We start from the raw sequence: 22506 nt of genomic DNA, 5'->3' as shown, positions 1-22506 counted from the left end.
TTGTACCGGTAGTGGATCACATCGCATCATAAGTATTGCGAGTACGACGGACAGTACCGTGAGCAGGACGACAAAAAAATGTAGGGCAAACGTGTAATTCAAGATCAATATCTTTTCGACTTTTAGTGCGGGCGCCCATCGCGAACAACGCTTTCGACATTGCAAACGTGCGCGAGTTAAGCATACAGACAGGAATTTTTCGGAGCGCTGATATACGCCCTCCGCGGACCTGTGTGAGCCCACTATTTCGGATAGAAATAGCGGGCTCATGGCTTGGTTGTCTCTATGACAACACCTTGGCGAGCATAGTAATGGCTCGCACGGTCAATTCGCTATCAGCCCTGTCCGAAAAGATTCTCTACAAATCGGATTGATCGAAATACCCAAAGGATGTCCCGGTCACACGGGATTGGATGACTTGAACACGAACGCTTCAGCAGGCGCCGCGGCCGGATCGGCCACTTCGATCGCGACATGCGTAAGCGCTTCTTTCGACGCAAATGCATTGAGCCATTGCCACGCAAGCCGCGACAGCACATGCTGTTCGATAAAACCGATCAACAAACGCGCGCCCGTTTCCTGCACCAGGCAACGTCCGACGATATAGTCGACCACTTCCGGCGCGTATGTCAGCTCGATCTGTTTGCTTTCCGCCATACGCCACACCACCCGATCCAGGTGCAAACGCACGATCTCGGCAAGAGCGTTCTGGCTCAGCGGTCGATACGGCACGACCGTCACGCGGCCGAGGAACGCCGCGGGAAATGCCCTCAGTAATTCCGGTGTGAGCGCGGACCGCATCCCGTCCATATCCGGCGCGAGCATCGGATCGGCGCACAAACTCGCGATCAGATCGGAACCGAAGTTGCTTGTCATCAGGATGGTGGTGTTGCGGAAGTCGATATAGCGTCCGTCTCCGTCTTCCATGTAGCCCTTATCGAGCACCTGGTAGAACATTTCGTGCACGTCGCCATGCGCCTTCTCGATTTCGTCGAGCAATACGACCGAGTACGGGCGCCGACGTACTGCCTCCGTCAGCACGCCGCCTTCGCCATAACCGACGTATCCCGGCGGCGCCCCCTTGAGTCCGGAGACGGTATGCGCCTCCTGATACTCACTCATGTTGATCGTGATCAGGTTCTGCTCACCGCCATAAAGCGCCTCGGCCAATGCAAGCGCGGTCTCGGTCTTGCCGACGCCGGACGGCCCCGCAAGCAGAAACACACCAAGCGGCTTGCACGGATCCGCCAAGCCGGCACGCGCGGTCTGCACACGCTGTGCGATCTGCTCAAGCGCGGCGTACTGGCCGATCACCCGCGAAGCGAGTGTGATGGGTAATAACTGAACGGCACTCACCTCGTCTGTCACCATGCGCCCGACAGGAATGCCCGTCCAGTCCGAGACGATTTCCGCAACGATCGCTTCGTTGACCTCGGGAAATACGAGTGGGGTGTCCGCCTGCAGGTGCGATAACTTCTGCTCCAACTCGCGTAATGTGCCCATCGATGTGTCGACGCTCGTCCGCGCATCGCCCTCGACGATGCCGCTCAGTGCATCGCGCGCGTCCGCCAGCGCCTTCGCGGTCTGCGCCTGTACCTGCCATGCAACATCGACAGCGAATTCCTCCACCTCGAGCGTGGCGATGCTCTCCTTGATCCCAACGAGCGCCGCACCATCGCCGAGACCGATGCGCGCCTCGTTGTCCAGCAGCTCAGCCTCGACGCGCGCGGCCCGCAACCGCTCGCGGATACCTTGCAGCTCGCGCGGCGGCGCATGTTGCGACAAGGCGACGCGCGCGCAAGCGGTATCGAGCAGGCTGATCGCCTTGTCCGGCAATTGACGCGACGGAATGTAGCGATGCGACAGCGTGACGGCCGCGCGAATCGCTTCGTCGAGCACCACGACACCATGATGGCTGGCAAGTGTGCGGGCAAGACCTCGCACCATGTCGATGGCGGATGGTTCCTCGGGCTCCACGATCTGCAGCACCTGGAAACGGCGCGTGAGCGCCGGGTCTTTCTCGATGTGCCGCTTGTACTCAGCCCACGTGGTCGCGCCGATCGTGCGCAACGTGCCGCGCGCGAGCGCCGGCTTGAGCAGATTGGCTGCGTCGCCGGTGCCGGCCTGACCGCCCGCGCCGATCAGCGTGTGGATTTCGTCGACGAACAGCACGACGGGTGCCGGCGACTTCACTGCTTCTTCGAGCACGGATTTCAGTCGCGCTTCGAACTCGCCCTTCATGCTCGCGCCGGCAAGCAGCGCACCGACGTCGAGACTCAGCAACCGGACCTCGGCGAGTTTCGGCGGTACTTCGCCGGTCGCGATCGCGAGCGCGAGTCCCTCGACGACGGCGGTCTTGCCCACGCCCGCGTCGCCGGTGAGCAGCGGGTTGTTCTGGCGCCGGCGCAACAGCACGTCGATCATCGTGCGAATCTCGAGTTCACGGCCGACCACGGGATCGATCTCGCCCGCTCGCGCCCGCGCGGTGAGGTCCGCGCAGAACTGCGCGAGCGCGGCGCCCTTCGCCGGCGCGGCGAGCGCCCCGGACGCCTCGCCCGGCACCGCGGACGAGAAATCGCTCCGGTCGTACGGCGCGTCCTGCGCCTCGGGCGATCCTTCTATCCACGCCGGCAGTGCGTCATGAAGGCCGTCGAGCCGAATCTTGCCGAACGCCGGCGAAATGGACAGCAGCACGCGCCGCAACTCCGGTGTCTCGACGAGCGCGGCGATAAGCCACGCGCCACGAATCCGGTGCTCGCCGAACGCCAGCGTCGCGACCACCCACGCTCGCTCGATCGCCGCCTCGACGTGATGCGAAAAATCGGTGAGCGCACTGGCACCGGACGGCAATGCGGCCAGCGAGGTTTGCAGGTCCCGTTCGAGCAGTTCGCGGCTGATGTCGCAATGCCTGACGATACGATGCAGATCGCTATCAGGCTGCATCATCAACTGATGCAGCCAGTGCACCAGCTCGATATATGGATTACCGCGCAGCTTGGCGAGCGCGGTAGCGGATTCAATGCTCCTGAAGAGCGTCGCGCCGAGCTTGCCGAACAGCGCATGGCGTGAAATGGACATGATGACGTAGCGGTTGACTGAGGCTTGTGGCCAGGGGTAAGGCGAACGAAGTGCGGGTTCGGCTCGACATTCGATCTGCTGACCGGATGTATCCGAAAACACGCACATGTCGCATTGATCGTGCGTCAAAGCATAGCCCGTCGAGTGCCACATGTATTTGGGCCGTTGCCCATATTCCGCCCGAAACGTGCGAAGTACCATCCATTCCGTAATGCATCCCCTCACACGTCGGCTCGCACTTTTTGCAGGCGGCTTTTGCACTTCCCGTAGCAGGAGAGTTTTCCCGCATGCACGCTCCATCGGCAGATTTCTTTCGCGCCCGTCGCGTTCACCCAGCGGCCAGATCATGACCGGATATCAGGCCCGGTGGGACAACTCGCCCCCCGAAGCAGGCATGCTCAGGATGTTCGCAAGGGCACTCGAACCTATCGGGCAGAAGCCGTCCGTTTCACGAAGCGATCCGTCAGACGCGAGCGCGGCTGGCTGCGTACTCCGCTCGAACGGAGACAACGGTACTGATTCGGGCCACTCGTCCAGCGGCGAACCGTCCGCGAGTGCCGACCCTCAACCCATGTGCGATTCTCCATTGAACCCGCGAAACGAAATGCCGCCCTGTTCAGAAGCCGCCGGTCCTGCGCATCGCACAAGCGTGCCGCCCGTTGCCCGGATCGAACCCGAGCTCGGGAAGCCGGAAGACTGGAGCGACCTGATCGCGCTAGCCGGGGATGGCTGCGACAATGGTCATGGCGATCCGCTGCGAACCGCGAACCATTCACCCGTGCGTGAAGACGACGGGCGCGGCGGCAGCACGTTGTTCTGGACGACCGACGTCGGCGCGGCGGACACACTCGAATCAAACGTATCCGAGCTGGACCCGCTCGCCGCGCTCACACTGGAATACCGTCAGGCACTCCTGAGCCAGAAGAGCGGCAACACGCATGCGCTGAAGACGGCAACCGCGGACAACAGCAACCCGGTCATCACGATACGGCACGATCCGTTCGCCGAACTCACGCCCCCCTCGCATACCGAATCGTCGGTGGTCGACCTGCTCACCCACGGCAGAAATATCGACACGCTGCTGGATAGCCTCGACGCGTTTGGCGCCGGCCAGATCTTCGAAGCGGACGAACCGCACGAAATCCTGACGCTGCTCGCGCCGCGCGGCCTCTCCCCCCGCCGTGCGAGCCAGGCCGCGCAGCTTGCGCGCGAGGAACACCACATGGTCAGCATAGACAGCTCCATGTCCATGCCTCATTCGATCGAATCCGAAGAACCCGAGTCCCCAGATGAACACGACCGCTGAGCTGCCCGCATCGCGCGCGCCGACACTTAACAGCCTGCTTGAGACACAGACCTTCGGCGAACTGAAAGCGCGGACAATCGACAACGTGCGCAGGCATCCGTCGAACGTACGCGAACGCTGGCTGCTGTTCGAGCTGTTGTGCGTCGACGGCGAATGGGAACGCGCGCTGCAGCAACTGCAAACGTGTGCCGCGCTGGAACCCGAAGGCGCGTCGCGCGCGCACCTCTATCGCGGGCTGATCCAGAGCGAGATGTTCCGCACCGAGGTGTTCGCGGGTCAGCGCACGCCCGGCGAAATCGATCCGCTGCCGACGTGGGTCAACTTGCTGATAGAGGCCAACGTCAAACTCGGCGAAGGCAACCTCATCGCCGCCGACGAACTGCGTACCGCCGCCTTCGACCACGCACCGGCAACGCGTGGCGAAAGCACGCGGATCGGCGCATTCGAGTGGCTTGCCGACAGCGACACCCGTCTTGGCCCGGTGTGCGAACTGGCCGTCGCGGGCGGCTACCGGTGGGTACCGTTCGACGCAATGAAATCGCTCACGCTCGGCCCTGTCACCGCGCTGACCGATCTCGTCTGGCGTTCAGTCATCGTGGGCCTGCGCAACGCCACCGTGTTGCGCGGCTACCTCCCAGTGCGCTATCCGGGTTCGGAAAGCGGCCCGTCCGCGATCAAGCTTGCGCGTGAAACCATATGGAGGGACATCGGCGAAACGGGCGTGATCGCGCTCGGCCAGAAAACCTGGCGCACCGACACCGGCGACTTCGGCCTGCTCGACATCGGCGAATGCCACTTCATTCACGACGAGCGGACATGAGCACGTCCGACATCCGGCATCGGCAGGCGTACCTGCCGTCGTTGATCGATCGCCTGCTCGACGACGCCCCTCACCGGCAAACCGAACATCCGGGCGCTTATGCGCCCGACGCCGAACGCATGCACCGCATTATCGAACGCGATCTGAGTCTGCTGCTCAACACGACCAGTCTCGACGACGAACTCGACAAGACGCGGCATCACGCAGTGGCCGCGTCGGTCGTCAACTATGGCATTGCTCCGCTGTCCGGCAACTATCTCACCAATCACAATTGGGAGAATGTCGAGAACACGGTCCTCACCGCGCTCACGCGCTTCGAACCGCGCCTGATATCTGGCTCGCTGCGTATCCGGCCGCTCCACAGCAAGGACCCGATCCGCTACAACCAGTTGATATTCGAAATCGCCGGGCTCATGCACTGGTCGCCCTATCCGCTCGAATTTCGCATTCAAAGCGCGTTCGACATCGAAATGAACCTGATCAGGTTCGATACGGACTTCCGTGGGGAGCACTGACATGGATCCGCAATTTCTCGACTACTACAACACCGAACTGACCTACATGCGGGAGATGGCCGGCGAATTCGCCGCGCAGCATCCGAAGATCGCGCGCCGTCTCGGCATGGACGGCATCGAGGTCGCCGACCCCTTCGTGGAGCGCCTCATCGAGGCGTTCTGCTTCACATCCGCCCGTACGCAGATCAAGCTCGATGCCGAGTTTCCGCGCTTCACGCAGCGGCTGCTCGAAGTGATCTATCCGAATTACGTCACGCCCACGCCGTCCATTGCGGTCGCGCAGTTGCGGCCCAGCCTCAGCGCCGGCGAATTCACGAAAGGCGTGCAGGTGCCGCGCGATAGCATGCTGCGCTCGGCGATTCCGCCCGGCGAGCAAACCGCGTGCGAATTCCGCAGTAGTCAGGACGTGACACTGTGGCCGATCGAAATCGCCGAGGCACGGCTCACTGCCGTGCCTCCGGATATCCCGAACACCGACCGCCATCTGCTGCCGCATCAGCAGTTACGCGGCGCATTGCGGTTGCGGCTGCGCACAACGGGCGAGGTCACGTTCAGCCAGATGCCGAACTTCGACCGGCTGCCGGTCTACCTCGGCGGAGACGAACGCATCGCCTCGCATCTGTTCGAGCTGATCCACGCCGGCAGCGTCGCCTCGGTGGTACGCGCGTATGGCGCGCAGCGCGGCGAGGGGCACGTGGTTGCGAAATCGCCCGTGGAGTTCGAAGGCCTGCGGGCAGATCAGGGACTGCTGCCGCTCACATGCAATACGTTCCACGGCCACAATCTGTTGCAGGAGTATTTCGCATGCCGCCAGCGCTTCTATTTCTTCGCATTGACGCAGCTCGCACCGGGTCTCGCGCGCGTGGACAGCAACGAAGCCGAAGTCGTGCTGCTGCTCGACCGACTGCCGGAAGAACTGACCACGCACGTCGATGCATCACGCTTCCTGCTGTTCTGCACGCCGGTCATCAATCTGTTTCCCAAACGCATCGACCGTGTCGAACTCAACCGCGCGCAGACCGATTTCCATCTGCTTGCCGACCGCACGCGGCCACTCGATTACGAAATCTTCTCGATCTCTCGCGTGTCCGGCAAGAAGGCCGAAACCTCGCTCGAAGTCGAGTTCAATCCGCTCTATCAGACGCTACACAGCGACGTGGGCAACCACGGCCGCTATTTCTCGGTGCGCCGCGAGCAGCGTGCGCTGTCGGCCAACGCGCGCAAATACGGCACACGCACGCCGTACATCGGTACCGAGGTCTACGTGTCGCTGGTCGATCAGGCCGAAGCGCCGTACCCCGACGACATCCGTTACCTGTCGGTCGACGCCTGGGTCACGAACCGCGACCTGCCGCGTCTGATTCCGCGCAACGGTAAAACCGACCTCAGGATGCCCGACTCGGTGCCAATCGAGGGCGTCAGCCTCGTGCATGCGCCAGGCGCGCCGCGCGCGCCTTATGCAAGCGGCGAAACGGCGTGGCGTCTGATCCGCCAGTTGAGCTTCAACTACATGCCGCTCGCCGAACTCGATCACGGCGACGGTGGCCAGGCGCTGCGCAACATGCTGGGCCTTTTCATCACGCCAGGCGAGCGCGAACAGGCGAGGCAGATCGAGGCACTCGTCGGCGCGCGCACCGAGCCCGTCGTCCGGCGTCTGCCCGGAGAGGGGCTGCTCGTCTACGGGCGTGGCGTGCGCTGCGAACTGACCGTCGACGAAACCGGCTTCTCCGGTGTCAGTCCGTATCTGTTCGGCCTCGTGCTCGAGCATTACCTCGCCCGTCATGTGTCGATCAACGTCTTTACCGAAACCGAACTCCGTTCGATGCAGCGTGGCCTCGTCACGCAGTGGCGACCGCGCATGGGCGGACGCGGAGCAGTGTAAATGGACGCCCTGAACATACCCGTCGCCGCGTCCATGCCGTCGGTGCTCGATTCGCAATCGCCGCGCCCCCGGCTCAGCGCCTGGTTCGACCCGCAAACGCCGTGGCAATCCGGCTTCATGAGCCTGCTGCGCGCCATTGCCGCGCGCGAGCCGAACATGCCGTTGCCGGGTACCGCGCGCCTGCCTGGCGAGGAACCCTTTCGGATCGGCCAGCAGCCGACGATGACGTTCGCGCCGCGAGAAATCGCAGCGCTCGACATGCGCAACGGCCGCCTCGACGTGCGTCTGTTCGGACTCGGCGTCTGGGGACCGCAAGGGCCACTGCCGCTGCACATGACAGAGCTCGCCTACAGTCGCGTCGAGAGTCATCAGGATCACGCACTCGTTGACCTCGTCGACCTGTTCCATCATCGCGCGCTGTCGCAACTCTACCGCGCGTGGGCATCGGCGCAGGCCACCGCGTCGCTCGACCGGCCCGACGACGAAACGTTCTCCTTCTATGTCGCCAGCCTGACCGGAGTCGACCCGGCCGAAGCGCGGCGCTCCTGTCTGCCGACGCACGCGCGCTACAGCGCGGCGGCGCATCTCGTGCGCGAGTCGCGCAATCCGGCCGGCGTCGCCGCGACGTTATCGCATTACTTCGGCGTGCCCATGACGGTCGAAGAGTTCGTTTCGCACTGGATCCATCTATCCGCATCGGAACACACGAAACTCGGCATACCCGGCCCGGCGGCCATCATCGGCGAATGCGCGCAGCTCGGCGAGACGATTCCCGACCGGCAGCACAAGTTCCGTCTCGTGGTGGGGCCGCTCGACCTCGAACAGTATCTGCGACTTACACCGCATGGCGAAGATCTGGCCACGTTCGTCGAATGGGTGCGGGCCTTCGTCGGCCACGAATATGCATGGGAGGTCAAGCTGCTGGTCCAGCCGCGCGCCGCGCCGCCGGCCCGCACCGGCGCGCAGCAACGACTCGGCTATTCGACATGGCTCGGCGAGTCGGTCGACGAACGGCCTGTCGTCGGCATGGTGTTCGAGCCCGAGCAATACAACGATCGATCCCGGAGTCTCTCCATATGAATGCCAATACTCCCGCTGCCGTGCTGCGCTACGCCGACCTGCTCGAACCGGTCGGCGCCGATGCACCCTGCGGCCCCGACCTCGAATACGATCCGGATTTCGTGATGCTGCTCGCCGCCGCGGCCCCACGTGTCGAAGCGCAGTACGGCGATTTCGTCGACATCCCGGCCGCCGCCAATTGGGCCGAAATCGAACGGGATTGCCGCGCGCTGCTGCTGCGCACGAAGGACATCCGCCTCGCGATCATCCTGCTGCGCAGCCGGGTGCGGCTCGACGGAGCGGCCGGGCTGCGCGACGGCTTGGCGCTCCTGAAGGCAATGTTCGAATGCTACGGCGAAGCGCTCCATCCGCTGCCTGTCTTCGAAGGCGAGCGCGACCCGGTGACGTACGCGAACGCGATCGCCGCGCTCGTCGATGCCGACGGCGTACTCGGCGACGTACGCGACATCGTGATGCCAAAAGCCGCGGGCCTGAAGCTACATCTACGCGATATCGAAAAAGCGTTTGCAATGCCACGCCAGAAAGACACGCTTGCGCCGGAATCCGTCGCCAGACTCCTCAAGGAATGGTGGGGCCGGCGCGACGCGACGATCGCGGCGTTCGTCGACGCGCAGCGTCTGACTGAAAGCATTGCCGCATGGTGCGACGAAAAGCTCGGCGCCGATGCCCTCGATCTCGGCGCACTGGCTCGCGCGCTGCAGCCGTTTGCGCAACCGCAACTGGAGAATGGCGGGACGGCGGCGCCCGTGGTCGCGAGGCACGCCGCGGCGCAAGGCGATGACACAGCATCCGGGGCGGCTCCCCTTACCACGCCCGCCGCCGCGCCAACCCCGCTCGCGGCCGCGGCGTTGCCGTCAGACGTGCCGACCGATCCATCTTCCGTGGCCGCTACGCCGCCCATCGACCGGTGGAGCGCGCTCGCGGCCATTCAGCAAACACGCATGTGGTTCGAGCAGAACGAACCGAGCAGCCCCGTCATTGTCCTGTTGCGCCAGTCGGAACGAATGATAGGCAAGCGTTTTTCGGAACTTGCCCAGATCATTCCGGCCGATCTGCTGGCCAAATGGGATGAGATCGATAACTGAGCCAGTTCGGGCGTCACCGCTTTTACTTCTTTTTCCGTCAATCCATACGGCACATCGGCTAACGCAATAACCTCCAATGAAAAGACTCGTCAAACTTCTTGTCCTCGTCAGCTTCGGGATCGCGCGTATTGCATCGGCTGTGTGTCTGCAGTTGAGTCCCACCGATATTGCCAACATGCAAAATGACAATGAGGTCGCTTATCAGCAGGTGCAGGCCAACGTGCTATTTCAGAATAGTTCTGTATCGATCGATCCCGGGCTTCCTGTCGGTTCGTCGATCGCCACGGGCCTATCCACCGCACTTCCCGTGCGAACGGGTTTCATGATGTGCACGGACGGCGGTACGCTGATAATGAGTCTCGTCGGGGCCACGCCATCCAGCATACCGGGTGTCTATAACACCAATGTGCCCGGTGTCGGCTTCAAACTCAGTCAGGTTAGCGGAAACGGCACCACGGTGGACTTTCCGCTCACAAGGCCGGTCCCGCCAGGCACGGACGGACCGGGCCAGAGGGTACGCAACTACTTCAGCGCCGGCACCCAGTTCCGGATCGAATTATTCAAGACCGGGGACATCGCCAGCAATGTCAACGTTCAGTTTGGTCTTGTGGGTATCGCCCAGGCAGACGGTGACGGCGCGACTGTTCTCGCGGTCAACGGTGGCAGCATCAACATCAAGGTGCTGCCTAGCTGTTCGGTCAACACCACCACACTGAACATCGACTTTGGCACGTTCGGTCCGGCCGACGTATCCACTACATCGGGCCCCACGCAGCCGGTCCAGTTCACGATGCTCTGCACCGGGCCGACGCCGCCTGCGTCGATTACCGCGGCACTAACCGGCGCGCCCGATCCCGACGACGCCAGCATGCTGAAAAACACCGGGGCGACGAATCTCGCTATCCGCCTGAAAGATGTGTCTAGCGGCACGATCCTGAGGCCGAACGATCCAGCAAGCACGCTCGTCCATACCCCGAACGGAAGCATGCAGTCGCCGTTCTCACTCGATGCGACCGTCCTGCGCGTGGGAAGCGCGACGCCGACCGCCGGCAAAATTCAGGCGACCGCGACGCTCACCATGACCATCCTCTAACCCCACCCCAATCGGCTATGTTGGCCCGGAAGCACCCGCATGATCGCTTTACCCATTACATCGCCAGACTCGATCTTCGTGCAGATCGCAAGCTACCGTGACTCACAACTGATCCCCACGCTGCTCGATTTGATCAACAAGGCAAAAAGACCGGATTGGCTGCGCGTCGCAGTCTGCTGGCAGCACGCGCCCGACGAAACGCTGGGCGAATTCTGGCGGCAAGGTTTCGGCAAATGGCGAATGGAAGAGGCCGGCGACTGGACCGTTCAGCATCTCGACTATCGCGGCACCAAGATTGAACTGATCGACGTACCGCACATGATGACGCAGGGCGCATGCTGGGCTCGGAACACGCTTCAGCAACGCTACGGGGGGGAACGCTATACGCTGCAGCTCGATTCGCATCATCGCTTCGTCGAAGGATGGGACAGGCTCGTAATCGACACCCTGGAATCGCTGCGCGGCAAAAGCCCCAAGCCGCTGCTGACCGCGTATCTTCCCTCGTTTGACCCTGCGAACGACGCGAACTTGCATGGCAGTCCGCAGCTCCTGGGTTTCGATTGCTTCGGTGCGGAAGGCGTCGTGATGTTTCGCGGCAAGAATTTTCCGGCAGCGGATGCACCGGTTCGCGCGCGCTTCTACAGCGGACATTTCGCGTTCGCCGACGGCCACTTCGCGGAAGCCGTCCAGCATGATCCAGACTATTTCTTTCTCGGCGAGGAAATCTCTATCGCGGTGCGAGCCTTCACGCATGGCTACGACCTATACCATCCGCACTGTCTGATTGCCTGGCACGAGTACACGCGTGAGCATCGCGTGAGGATGTGGGACGACCACACCGATCAGGCAAAGCAAAGGGGCGAAATCGACGAACACTGGGGGGAACGCAGCGCTCGCGCGTACCGGCGCAATCGCGCACTACTCGGCGTCGACGGCGAAACGTATGCGCAACATGACTTCGGCAAATACGGGCTTGGCACCGAGCGCACCGTGGCCGAGTATGAGACATATGCGGGCATCAGCTTCGCCTGTCGCGGCGTGCACGAGGCCACGCTAAATCATGAGCCACCACCGGCGCCCGCCACACCGCGCCCCGACGAAGCCATATGGAAAGCCGCCATGCGGCGCGCCAATGATGTCCGCGTCTGCCTGCATCAGGATACCTTCGACAAGCACGTGGCGTTGCCGGGAACGACAAACGCGTTGTCGTGCGCAACATCGGCTGTCGTCACCATTTACGACGACGGAGCAGCCAGTCTGCACCGCGAGACCATCGAGGCCAGCCGGCTGTCCCAATACCGGGTGAACAATTGGCTCGATTATCACGTCATCTTCGTATCAGCGCTCGAACGGATCCCAGACCGGTACGTCATCGAACTGTTTGACGACACCGGCAATCTGCTGAGCCAGGTCGGGCACACCATCGTTGTTTGACGCTTCCTCACCTGCAAGATACGGAAAACGCTCCGGCTTCGCGCGACCAAGCGGATTGCTCCATGTCACCGGATTCGGTGCGTAATAGTAAGGACTGACGCCACCGTCAACCGTGCGATCGGGGCTGATATAACGGCCCGCGTCCGGATCATAAAAACGCGTGCCGTTATGGTGCAATGCCGTTTCCTCGTCCGCATATTGACCGGCATAGCGAAGCGGCTGCGCGACTGTTCCACCGCGGCTCGACGCCGGGGTGACAATCTTCCCCCAAGCACGATAGTTGCCGTTCCATACCACGTTGCCGGCTTCGTCGGTCAGTGCGATCGCGGTTCCCACACCGTCGGTATGGTAGTGGTAAATCTGCGTGTCCTTGATGCTGCCATCGCTTGCCAGCGGCTGGTCTACGCAGGCAAGCGGCGCAAAACCCGTCGAACCGGCCGGCCCCGGTTGATAAAGATAGGTGCGTAGTGCATCCAGACGCTGCTCCTGAATAAGCCTGCGCCCCTGCCACAGATAGCGCGTGAGCTCGTCCTGCGCCGGTGTCCGCGACCGCTGCGGCAAACCGGCTTCAACGCGCTTCGCGATACGCCGGCCGAGTCCATCGTACTGATAGCGCACGGTACGACCCATGCGATGCGCGGCGATCACCCGTCCTTCCGCATCCCATTCCAGCGACAGCGCGTGATCGCGACCGCTCCTGCGCACCAGTTGACCCCACGCATCGTATTCATAGCGATAGCCACGACACTCCCGGATCCGGTGATCGGCGTAGACGGCCGGCAACCAGTTGCCACCGGGCGTATCGAGCAGGTTGCGCGCGGCATCCCATGTGAAGTACTCGATGCCGAGCTGCTCCGACACGCTTCGCAGCATGCAGCCGCGCCGGTCGTAGTCGTACCAGGTCTGGTCTTCGGCGGGACCGCCGGTTCTGATCAGCAGGCCACCGCGACTGTAATCCGCTTCACGCCACAACTGCATATCGCTTTCAGGTGGCGTCGCCGCAGCGGCTCGCTCGTCGCGCGTCGTCGAGCGCCACCACGCAGGCCGGCCGAGCAGCGCATAGCCCGTCTGCGTTCGCAAGCGACCCTGCGTGCGTGCAACCAGACGCCGCATCGGGTCATACCGGAATTGCGCAACCTCGCGCTCGTCCAGTTCGACAAGCGCGATCGCTCCGGTCTCGAGACGGCGGGTCCGTACTTCCTGCCCCTGCGGCAACAGCGTCGCGACGAGGCGGCCGATAGCGTCATACGTGTAACGCAGTTCGCCGTTTGCCCCCTGCTCCGCGACCAGACGGCCGCCCGCGTCATACTCGAAACGGATTTCATCGGCACCGATGCCGAGCAGTTCGCCTTCGTCTGTCGGCGTGCGGCTAATCGCCTCGAGCCCTCCGCGAACGCCGTAGCGATATAGGTAGCGGTTGTGCTGCGTTTCTCGCTCGACAACCCGTCCCGCCGCATCATAGGTGAACGTCTCGCTACGCTCGTGCGCGCCCGCTTTCGATGTCACCCGGCCAATCTCACCCGCATCCGTATAGTCGAAGCTGCGCACGACGCCGTCCGCGTCGGTAATCGACAGGCAGTGGCGCGCGCCCCACTCGAGCGTCTGGACTGCCCCGTTCCCGCTTTCGATGCGCACTGGACGACCATGCGCGTCGTACTGCCGCGCGATCACATGCCCTTCCTCGTCGACTACGCGCACCGCGTTGCCGCGCCGGTCACGGTACCAATGCCGACTCTGGCCACCCGGTCCAACAAATGAAATCCGTTGGCCAGAGACGTTCCAGACATGGCGCTCCACCTGCCCGTCCGGACGCGTAACGCTCACCGGCTGACCAAGCCTGTCCCGCTCGATCAGCGTGACCGCGCCGAGTGCGTCGGTCACGCGCACGACACAGCCATTGGCATCGCGCTCATAGTGTGTCGCGCTGCCATCGGCCTCGGTGCGTCGGATCAATTGACCCCACACGTCGTGCACATAGACCGTCGCGACACCGAGCGCGTCGGTCGAGCGGGCAACGAAGCCATGCGCGTCGTACTCGAAGCGCGTCATTGCGCCGCCCGGCCTCTGATAATGCAAAGGCTGCAGACGCCGGTTGCGCGCCCACATCCATATGCGGCCGTCGCTCTCCGTCACGGACACCGGCTCGCGCGACGCGAACGCGTATTGCGTGACCCGGATCTTGCCGAGCGGATCGGTTTCCTGTGTGACGCGGCCGAGCCCATCGTATTCGAGGTAGACCACACGCTCGCCCGGCAGCCAGATAGTGGTCGGGGCGTCTGCATTCCGATAGTCGAAGCGATAGCGCCGTCCGTCGAAATCCGTATGCCGCCGCAGGTGGCCGTGCTCGTCGTATTGCCAGCCAGCGACGCGGCCGAATACGTCGGTCACCTGACTGGCGCGATTATCGACGTCATAGGCAAACCGGTCATGTGCGCCCTCGGAAGTGGCGCGCTCAACCACGCGCGCGATACCGCCGATCGTCCGCCACGCGTAGCGCGTAATCATGCCGAGCGGCCCGGCCTCCTCGACGATCCGCCCTTCCCGCCATGCAAAGCGGCGAACGATCGCGCCGACGCGATTGCGAACCTCCGTGAGTTCACCGTCCGGACTGTACCCATATTGGACGAGCACACCGCCTGGGCCCCCACCGACGCACTCGATGGCGGTGAGGCGCGTGCTCATGGCGGTCTCATAGTGCATCCGCACCTCGTGTCCGCCCGTATCGCGCATGCGTAGCAGACGCCCTTGCGTGTCCCAGATGCATCCGACCCGCTGCTGGTGCAGATCCTCGATGTACTTGAGCCGCGCAATCCCGTTTGCGCCAAAATCACCGAAAACCAGGTAATGCGGCGTCAGATCGGCCACGACGATGCGGCCATCAGGCAGATGAGCGAAGTGTAGTTGCGCCGACGGTGCGATGACCTGGGTGCCACGTTCGGGAAACGGTACGCTGAGCGTGTTGCCGTATTCGTCGGCATATACGAGCCTGTCGCCCACCTTGTGCAACGTGATTTCCCAGCGGGTGTGCCAGCCGACGCCCAGCAGCCCGACCGTAGCGCGGGCGCTCGAATAGTAACGAGACCAGTCGAGCGGGAGCCAGCCACGAAGAGCGAAGTCGGTTTCGTCGGCCGGAAGACAGACCTTGCTGCCCGACGTCACATCCACCGCGCGGCACAAGACACCCGACAGCGCCCGGCGCAGTCGATACCGGTCGACCACGTCACCAAGCCGCTGGCAAACGTCGACCGTCGGGTCGCCGTTCGCCGATGGCAATACGACACCGGGCAGCTTGACCAGCTCCGCGCCTAGCCCGGCGATTCCGCTTTCCAATCCGCGATCCCTCCCGTTACGAACCGATCAGCACGTCCGGCGAACCGGCGGTGATCGACGCGCCGCACGAAGTGTCGCCGCCGACAAGAGCCGCCGGCACGTTGTTGATGAATACGGAGGCCGAACCGGCAACCACCACTTGCATGGAGGGATGGAGCGGGCAGCTTGCCGAACTGATACCGGCCAACGCCGCGGGTATTCCGTTGATCGTCACGGACGGCGAGCCGGTGACGATCGCACCGCCATGTCCGGTTGCATCGCCTTTGCGGGCAGCGGGAAACATAACGAATAATTTCCTCGTGAATACTGGGCCGAGCGCTGGTGCGCAAGGCCGCTGTATTGGGTTGTGGAAGGCTTTGTTACCACTCGATCTCTGACAGCGGTAGCGACGGTGGTGGTGTCGGCGTTGGCGTCGGCGTTGGCGTCGGCGTTGGCGTCGGCGTTGGCGTCGGCGTTGGCGTCGGCGTTGGTGTCGGCGTTGGTGTCGGCGTTGGTGTCGGTGTTGGTGTCGGTGTTGGCGTTGGTGTCGGTGTTGGCGTCGGATCAGGCGGAAGCGACGGATCCGGACAGTCCGGTATCAACCCCCCATCTCCCGCGGCGAGCACCACGACTGGAACCGGAACTGTCGTTTTATTACCGTGTTCGAAATCTCCCGGATTGAGCTCCAGCGGCATGCCCTGCACGACGACGCGCTCGTCGCCCTGGATGCGAATGCATTTGCCGATAAGCTTTATCTCGCCATCCTTGTTCATCGTCAGCGACGACTTGCCGCAAACGATGGACAGAGCGCCACCCGCGGACAGCGAATAAGCGCCCCCAACCGCGTGCGACGACGCGCCGCCGATCGTGACGGAACGGGCTCCGCCCACCGTCAGCGCGGATGCACCGCCAACCGCCGTGGCCTCCGCTCCGCCGATAGCAACCGACTGCGCAAGCCCGACCGAATAAAACGCGGCCTTCTTCACGTGCACCGTGTACTGGCCTCCCACGGCGACGCTGTGCGCCGCCGCCACGCCGACCGTATAGTCGGCGCCGACGACATGCGACTCGTTGGACTTCGTCAGGCGGCTCATTTCCCGTTCGGCCTGGATCGTGAATTCCTCGGCACCGGCCTTGTCGTCGAAACGGATGCTGTTGAAATTCTGCCGCCCCCCTTCCAGCGACCGGCTCATGAAACCGCTCTGCGTCGCGTTGCCGGGCAACTCATAAGGCGGGCGGGTGACCGTGTTGTACAGGCTGCCGGTAATCAGCGGACGATCCGGGTCGCCATTCCAGAAATCGACGATGACTTCCTGTCCGATCCGCGGGATGTAGATGCCGCCAAAACCCGCGCCGGCCCATGCCTGGCTCACGCGCACCCAGCACGAATCCGTTTCGGCGTCACGGCCATAGCGGTCCCACGCGAAGCGGACCTTCACGCGGCCGAATTCATCGGTCCACAGTTCGTTGCCCGGTGGACCGACGACGATCGCCGACTGCGGGCCGCTCACTCGCGGTTTCGGCGTTTCCCGCGGCAGCCTGAACATTTCGCTCGTCGGCTGCACGTCGAATTCGTGGGTACACGTGTATTCGTAATTGCTGCCCGATTCGTCCGGATTGCCGGTCAGCTCGAGCTCTGTCGCGATAACGAGGTATTCGCAATTCGCCGCCGTGTAGTCGTAACCGGTCAGCTCGAAGGTCTGGCCGCACGCGAGCCCGCGCACGTTGCCCGAGCCTTTCGCGCGCCTGCCCGGTGCGCGCAGCGCTTCCATGCGCAGGCGGGCCAGCAGCTCGCCGTGGCTGCCGTCGGTGTAGTCGCCGGGCCACTCGTAGCGCTCGAGCGTATTCCAGCTCGTGTTGCGCGGCTGCTGGTTGATCGCGCGCAGATCGGCGCGCGAGCGGGTGAAGTCGAAGTCGCTCGCCACGTAGTGACCGGTGCATAGCGCTTCGGTCGTCGAGAACTCCTTGATGTACTCGGCGTCGGTCTTGCCGCCCTGCGGCTGGAAAGCGAGCGTCTGGTATGCCGGGTTCGGCGACTTGCGGTGCGCGCCGATGTGGTCGCACAGCACCAGCCGGTGCTTGCCATCGGAATGCTCGAAGAACCAGTAGATGCCCCATTCCTCCATCAGGCGCTGAATGAAATGGAAATCGGTCTCGCCATACTGCACCTGGAACGCGCGCGGCTCGTTGCGCGGGCTTTCGCCGTTCAGCTCATAGCGGCTCACGTCGAGTCGCTTTTCGACTGGATATGGATAGTCCTTCAGCACCTCGTCGATGATCTCGATGACGGTCTTGTCCTGAAAAACCTTGAAGTCGGTCGTCAGCTCGGCGAGCCACAGCCACGGCTTCAGCACGACGCGATAGACGTTGTAGCGGCCCTCGCGGCCGACGTAGGCCGCCTCGGCGACGAGCCCCGTGATCTCACGCTGGGCGGCTTGCGCGCCGGCCGCCAGCTCATCCGGCCGATCGAGCTCCATCGTGACGGTCATTTCCTCGCCGAGTAGCGCCGTCAGGTCGATGTTGGCGCTGACGGCGAGCGGCACCGTATAGTCGTCGGGCGTGCGCAGCAGCAGCGTGTATTTAAACGGCTTGCCCAGATATTCTTCGCCGTTCAGCGATTTGAATTCGAGCGCAGGCTGGCCGAGCAGTTGCGGCATTGCCGCACTGGACACCGTGACCGCACGAGCCTGAACAGCGGCCGTGTTCAACGTACTATTTGACATTCACTCCCCTAGACTCTGTTCGTCGAAAACGATCCGGTGCGGGATTGCGCACCGGTTTTCCGAAACTGCAACCCGCCATCGCCGGCGGGGAAATCTGCCGATGCCGCCGTCCGGTTCCTGGCGTCACCGCTGCTGCCGGGACAGCGAAAACCGCTCAGCAGGCCCGTCAACCCCGCCCCCGACTGACCGCCCGAGGTCAGTTCGAGCACCGCGTGGCGGCCATCGAAACTGAACTCCACCGCCGAGCGGCTCGACGACAACGTCGACGTCACGCGGCCACGGTCGATCAGACGCAACAGCGCCCACGGTCCTTCGGCCATGATGGTCGAGGTGTCCGGATGGACACGCGGATTCGCGGTGATACCGGCGATCGAGCCGCCACGCGGCCCCGGCCAACTGACCGGGAATGTCGTGACCGGGCCGTGCGCATAGCGCAGACTCTGGCCGTCGATATCGATCAGCAGATCGGTGATTTCCGGATCCAGCGACACGACCTTCAGGCCCATCTTCCACGCCATCCGGTTCGCGCCCGGATCGCGGAAAAACACCTCGCGGATCGCGGCCGCGCGCTCGAACGGCTCGAGGCCCGGGCCCTGCATCGGCGGCATACCGGGGCTGACCGGCTTGTAGCGCCACGGCCGCACGCTCGTGTCCACGTGACTCGCGAGCGTCTTCTGGAAGAAGTCGTCGAGCAGCCCGCCGGCCGCGAACACGCGGTTGAAGTCGTCGATATCGACTTCCTGGGCGCTGACGGTGAACGGATACCTGCCTTCGATCACGCGACGGCACTGCGCGCCGACACTCGACTCGACCTGCAGCGCCAGCAACGACCCGACGCCACGGTCCACCTTGCGCATCGACTGCGACGCGATACCGGTGAGCACAGCACGAAACGGCGCGGGCAGCTTCTCCGCTTCCAGTTGCAGCGTGGAGCCGAGGTCGTCGACGGACGGCATGCTGTTGGTCGCGAGCACGTTGCCGGCCATCACGAGGTGCGTGTACTGCTCGTTGATCAAACCGATGATGCCGTTGAGCCGCAGCGCACTGCCGCCGCCCATCGGCACCTGCACGGGCGCCGGGGCCGGCGCGCCGCCGCTGCTGGCCTGACCGGTCACCACTTCGCGCAGCGCGGCGAAGCGGTTGTCGACCAGTTCCCGTTCCATGCGCTGCCGCGCGATCTGACCGAGCGTCGCGGTCGCGGCAACGGCGCTTGCCGCGCGCGCCGCCCGCGAGCGACGCATGATTGCATTCGTTGCGCTATCGGCGAGCGACGGCTCGTCCGCGTTGTCGGTCACCGACAGCGACGTCTCGCGCACCGCCGTGCGCGTGAGCCGGGCGAGCGGCGAATCCGGCGCGGCCAGTGTCCGCAGCATCTGCAGATCGGGCGCCAGCGTGTCGTCGCCACCGGCGATCGGCCTCACGTCGTCGAGAAACTGCTGCCAGTAGTTGCCATAGTCGGTCAGATACTGGCGGCGGATTTCGTCCGCGATCCGGTCCTTGCGGGAGCCCGCGATGTCACCCGCGATGTCGCCGGCCGCCTCGCCAGGCGCGCCGCCTGCCCGTCGTCGCCGTCGCGCCGATGTCTCGGCGACGCCCATGACCCACGCATCCTGTTTTTGCGCCTGCTCGAGAAATTCGGGCAGGCGCGGGTTAAAAACCGCGTGATAGCCCTCGTAGGTATAGAGACCCGGTATGCCCCGCTCGAACGTCGAGCCCGGTGCCAGCGAGAACACCGCTGTCGCCTGCGGACCCGCGGCGCTAATCAGCGTGACGCTCTCGGGCGCTTCCGGCGCCATCGCGTTCATCGCCCGTTCATAGAGCCGCCCCGATGCCGGATTGCGGCCCAGAAAGTCGCGCGCACGCGTGACGAGTTGCGCGTTCAGTGGGTTTGCGGGCACCGCGGGCACGCCTTCGACGAACAACGCATCGAGATGGCGCGCCATCACGCCGCGCTCGCCCATCGATGCGACGCTGTTCGCGTGTTCCCAGTCGCCGAGTACCCACGCCTTGATCGCCTTCGCGTCGTAATGCGAGCGATCGAATAGCATCAGATAGACCGACAGCGTGCGATAGACGCCGTCCGCGTCCTGCGCGCCGATTTGCGTGTCGAGCACCGCTTCGAGTCGGCTGGCGATCCGCGGCAGCAACATCTGCTTCAGCAGATTGCCGTAGGTCTCGGTGGCCGCGCCGCGCACGACGGGCACCGTGTACAGACCATAGCGCCACGCGATACCGGGGCTGTCGAGGTCCAGGTCATGGAATTGCGGCAACTCGCGCGACGCGGACAGAATCGGCCCCGTCGCGCCGGGCCGCGGCGCCTTGCGCTGCGCCGTCACGCGCGTGGCGAACGTATCGGTCTTGCGATCGATAGCGGCCAGATAGTCGCGGTTGTTGTCGAAGCTCACGATCAGCGCACCGATCAGTCCCACCGCCACGACAACCGACAGCAGATGGCCGACGAGGCGCAACACGCGAAAACGCATTTCCCAGTACCGGTTCGGCCGCACGAGATGTCCTTCGGCGAGGATCACGCGCTGGAACAGGTTGCGCAGGAAATAGCCGCGATAGGCGCTTGGCACGCCGTCGCCCGGCGATGACGTGGACGACGTGGACGACGCCACGGCCAATAGCCCGGCCGCCTTCGCGTTGCCGCCGACGATACCCGCCAGCCCTCGGCGCAGCCGCTGCAGCAGCGTCGTGCTGTCGGCGGACACCACTTCGTGAGTCTGCGCCGCACTCGTGAAATAGACGCCGCGCAACGTGCTGTTCAACTGCGTGTCGTCGTATTTCGAATCGAGAAACACCAGTGCGAGCAGTTCGGTCAGCTCCGCGCACAGCGTGCGGAATTCGGACGGCAGCGCATACAGCTTTTTGCGCCGATCGACTTCGTACACTTCCGAAAAGCGCGTATTGATGCCGTCTTCGAGTCCCTGTTCCAGCTCGCGCAACTCAGCCGCACAGTTCACGCGCAGCGCGTCGCGATGCTGCTCGTCACCCTCGTTCCGATAAGGCAGCGTGAAACCGAGAATCTGCGCGCGGCTTTCCGCCGTCAGCGACTGGAAATATTCGCCGAAGCCAGGCAGCAAATCGAGCTTGGTGACGAGCACGTAGACCGGAAAGCGGATGCCTAGCTGCTGACGCAACTCGCCAAGCCGCGCGCGCATCGATGCGGCCAGCGCCTTGCGCCCGGACGGCGCAGACGTCAGCAGTTCCTCGACGGAGACAGCCAGCAACGCGCCGTTGATCGGCGCACGCGGCCGCCGTTTGCGCAGCAGCGCGAGGAAACCGTGCCATTCCGCCGCGTTCGTCGACTTCGGGTCTTGCGGCTCCGCGTCTTCCGGCCTGGCGTCTTCCGGCTTCACGTCATGCCGCCTCAAGCTGTCCGCCGAGGCTGCGTCCTGCACCGTATAACGGCCGGCGGTATCGATCAGGACCACCTCATTCGCGAACCACCAATCGCAGTTTGCCGTTTCGACGCGAGTCTTCAGCGACGTCTCAGCCATCTGGTCGGCATCGGGAAAATCGAGGCCCGAATTCAGGATCAGCGTGGTCTTGCCGGCTCCCGGCGAGCCGATCACCATGTACCACGGCAGTTCGTACAGATAGCGCTGGTTTTCCAGCAAACGACGCAACCCACCCGGACCGCCACGCAGGCGCTTGAGCTTTTCGATCGCCTTCGCGACCACCGAGCTGACCGCGCTGATTTCCTTGCGCGCGAGCGGCACGGCGTCCGCTTTGCGCGCGAACGGATTCAGGATGCGGTGAAGCAGCGCTTTATCGTCCTGCACCGCCTTCAACAGACGATAGATCCCGTAAATCGCATAGCACGCGAGCAGCACCGAAATCAGCAGCGCGCGGGACCACGGCGTGGCGAGCGGATGTGCGTCACCGAATGCGAGCAGCGGTCCGAAATGCCATAACCAGAGCGCGACACAAAGCAGCGCCACGCCGATCACGCCGGCCGGCGAGTGGAGGAGCCAGAACAGCAGCAGCACCAGCAGCAGAATGATCGTCAGCGTGCGCGACAGCACGCTTTCGAGCGGACGATAATCGCCGAATGCGATGAAAGGGCCGATAAACCAGACGGCTGCGGCGACCACGAGGATCGCGGCGAACATCAGCGTCTGGCGCGTAAAAAGAAGTTTCCGGAAGCGGTTCAGATAAGACATTCAGGCTTTCCC

At 63.6% G+C, this 22506-nt stretch carries 13 protein-coding genes; 8 read left to right on the top strand and 5 right to left on the bottom strand.

Annotation, left to right across the window (positions count from 1 at the left end):
- Positions 1-399: 399 nt before the first annotated feature.
- Positions 400-3078, bottom strand: a complete 2679-nt coding sequence (gene tssH / locus QM685_RS15370) for a type VI secretion system ATPase TssH (protein ID WP_415117216.1) — start codon at positions 3076-3078, stop codon at positions 400-402.
- Between the two features lie 346 nt (positions 3079-3424).
- On the opposite strand from tssH, the gene QM685_RS15365 reads away from it, so the two are divergent.
- The 8 genes from QM685_RS15365 (at position 3425) to QM685_RS15330 (ending at position 12293) form a co-directional block, all read left to right on the top strand.
- Positions 3425-4384: a TagK domain-containing protein gene (locus tag QM685_RS15365; protein ID WP_415117215.1), complete on the top strand. Its 960-nt coding sequence runs from the start codon at positions 3425-3427 to the stop codon at positions 4382-4384.
- On the top strand, positions 4368-5204 hold the full coding sequence (locus QM685_RS15360) for a type VI secretion system accessory protein TagJ (RefSeq protein WP_415117214.1): 837 nt from the start codon (positions 4368-4370) through the stop codon (positions 5202-5204). The genes QM685_RS15365 and QM685_RS15360 overlap by 17 nt, the downstream gene beginning before the upstream one ends.
- Positions 5201-5719, top strand: a complete 519-nt coding sequence (gene tssE, locus QM685_RS15355; RefSeq protein WP_415117213.1) for a type VI secretion system baseplate subunit TssE — start codon at positions 5201-5203, stop codon at positions 5717-5719. Before QM685_RS15360 ends, tssE begins: the two co-directional genes overlap by 4 nt.
- A gap of 1 nt (position 5720) precedes the next feature.
- On the top strand, positions 5721-7601 hold the full coding sequence (tssF, locus tag QM685_RS15350; protein ID WP_415117212.1) for a type VI secretion system baseplate subunit TssF: 1881 nt from the start codon (positions 5721-5723) through the stop codon (positions 7599-7601).
- Complete coding sequence (gene tssG, locus QM685_RS15345) at positions 7602-8681, top strand: type VI secretion system baseplate subunit TssG (protein WP_415117211.1); 1080 nt, start codon at positions 7602-7604, stop codon at positions 8679-8681.
- Positions 8678-9766, top strand: coding sequence for an ImpA family type VI secretion system protein (locus tag QM685_RS15340; RefSeq protein ID WP_415117210.1), 1089 nt, complete (start codon positions 8678-8680; stop codon positions 9764-9766). The genes tssG and QM685_RS15340 overlap by 4 nt, the downstream gene beginning before the upstream one ends.
- A 76-nt stretch (positions 9767-9842) precedes the next feature.
- Complete coding sequence (locus QM685_RS15335) at positions 9843-10859, top strand: fimbrial protein (RefSeq protein WP_415117209.1); 1017 nt, start codon at positions 9843-9845, stop codon at positions 10857-10859.
- 39 nt (positions 10860-10898) lie between these two features.
- The gene (locus QM685_RS15330) at positions 10899-12293 is read left to right on the top strand and encodes a GlcNAc-transferase family protein (protein WP_415117208.1); all 1395 of its coding nucleotides are present in this window, start codon (positions 10899-10901) and stop codon (positions 12291-12293) included.
- On the opposite strand, the gene QM685_RS15325 is transcribed toward QM685_RS15330, so the two are convergent.
- The 4 genes from QM685_RS15325 to tssM form a co-directional block, all read right to left on the bottom strand.
- Positions 12198-15623: an RHS repeat-associated core domain-containing protein gene (locus QM685_RS15325; protein WP_415117207.1), complete on the bottom strand. Its 3426-nt coding sequence runs from the start codon at positions 15621-15623 to the stop codon at positions 12198-12200. The two genes, QM685_RS15330 and QM685_RS15325, sit on opposite strands and share 96 nt — an antisense overlap.
- Before the next feature lie 16 nt (positions 15624-15639).
- Complete coding sequence (locus QM685_RS15320) at positions 15640-15906, bottom strand: PAAR domain-containing protein (RefSeq protein WP_415117206.1); 267 nt, start codon at positions 15904-15906, stop codon at positions 15640-15642.
- 76 nt (positions 15907-15982) lie between these two features.
- Positions 15983-18325 carry a type VI secretion system Vgr family protein gene (locus tag QM685_RS15315; RefSeq protein ID WP_415117205.1) on the bottom strand — a complete coding sequence of 781 codons (2343 nt, stop codon included), beginning with the start codon at positions 18323-18325 and terminating at the stop codon, positions 15983-15985.
- 8 nt (positions 18326-18333) lie between these two features.
- Positions 18334-22494, bottom strand: coding sequence for a type VI secretion system membrane subunit TssM (gene tssM / locus QM685_RS15310; protein ID WP_415117204.1), 4161 nt, complete (start codon positions 22492-22494; stop codon positions 18334-18336).
- Between the last annotated feature and the right edge of the window lie 12 nt (positions 22495-22506).

Origin of the sequence: Paraburkholderia sp. (assembly GCF_047605525.1) — a bacterium.
Classification (GTDB): domain Bacteria; phylum Pseudomonadota; class Gammaproteobacteria; order Burkholderiales; family Burkholderiaceae; genus Paraburkholderia.
The sequence above is the reverse complement of the archived record's forward strand: the minus strand, read 5'-3'. Positions and strand labels throughout refer to the sequence as shown.

Excerpts from the sequence above, each read along its gene's own strand:
- QM685_RS15360 (WP_415117214.1), top strand. The coding sequence starts at position 4,368 with ATGAACACGACCGCTGAGCTGCCCGCATCGCGCGCGCCGACACTTAAC.
- QM685_RS15330 (WP_415117208.1), top strand. The coding sequence starts at position 10,899 with ATGATCGCTTTACCCATTACATCGCCAGACTCGATCTTCGTGCAGATC.
- tssE (WP_415117213.1), top strand. The coding sequence starts at position 5,201 with ATGAGCACGTCCGACATCCGGCATCGGCAGGCGTACCTGCCGTCGTTG.
- QM685_RS15365 (WP_415117215.1), top strand. The coding sequence starts at position 3,425 with ATGACCGGATATCAGGCCCGGTGGGACAACTCGCCCCCCGAAGCAGGC.
- QM685_RS15320 (WP_415117206.1), bottom strand. The coding sequence starts at position 15,906 with ATGTTTCCCGCTGCCCGCAAAGGCGATGCAACCGGACATGGCGGTGCG.
- tssF (WP_415117212.1), top strand. The coding sequence starts at position 5,721 with ATGGATCCGCAATTTCTCGACTACTACAACACCGAACTGACCTACATG.
- QM685_RS15340 (WP_415117210.1), top strand. The coding sequence starts at position 8,678 with ATGAATGCCAATACTCCCGCTGCCGTGCTGCGCTACGCCGACCTGCTC.
- QM685_RS15335 (WP_415117209.1), top strand. The coding sequence starts at position 9,843 with ATGAAAAGACTCGTCAAACTTCTTGTCCTCGTCAGCTTCGGGATCGCG.
- tssH (WP_415117216.1), bottom strand. The coding sequence starts at position 3,078 with ATGTCCATTTCACGCCATGCGCTGTTCGGCAAGCTCGGCGCGACGCTC.
- tssM (WP_415117204.1), bottom strand. The coding sequence starts at position 22,494 with ATGTCTTATCTGAACCGCTTCCGGAAACTTCTTTTTACGCGCCAGACG.
- QM685_RS15315 (WP_415117205.1), bottom strand. The coding sequence starts at position 18,325 with ATGTCAAATAGTACGTTGAACACGGCCGCTGTTCAGGCTCGTGCGGTC.
- tssG (WP_415117211.1), top strand. The coding sequence starts at position 7,602 with ATGGACGCCCTGAACATACCCGTCGCCGCGTCCATGCCGTCGGTGCTC.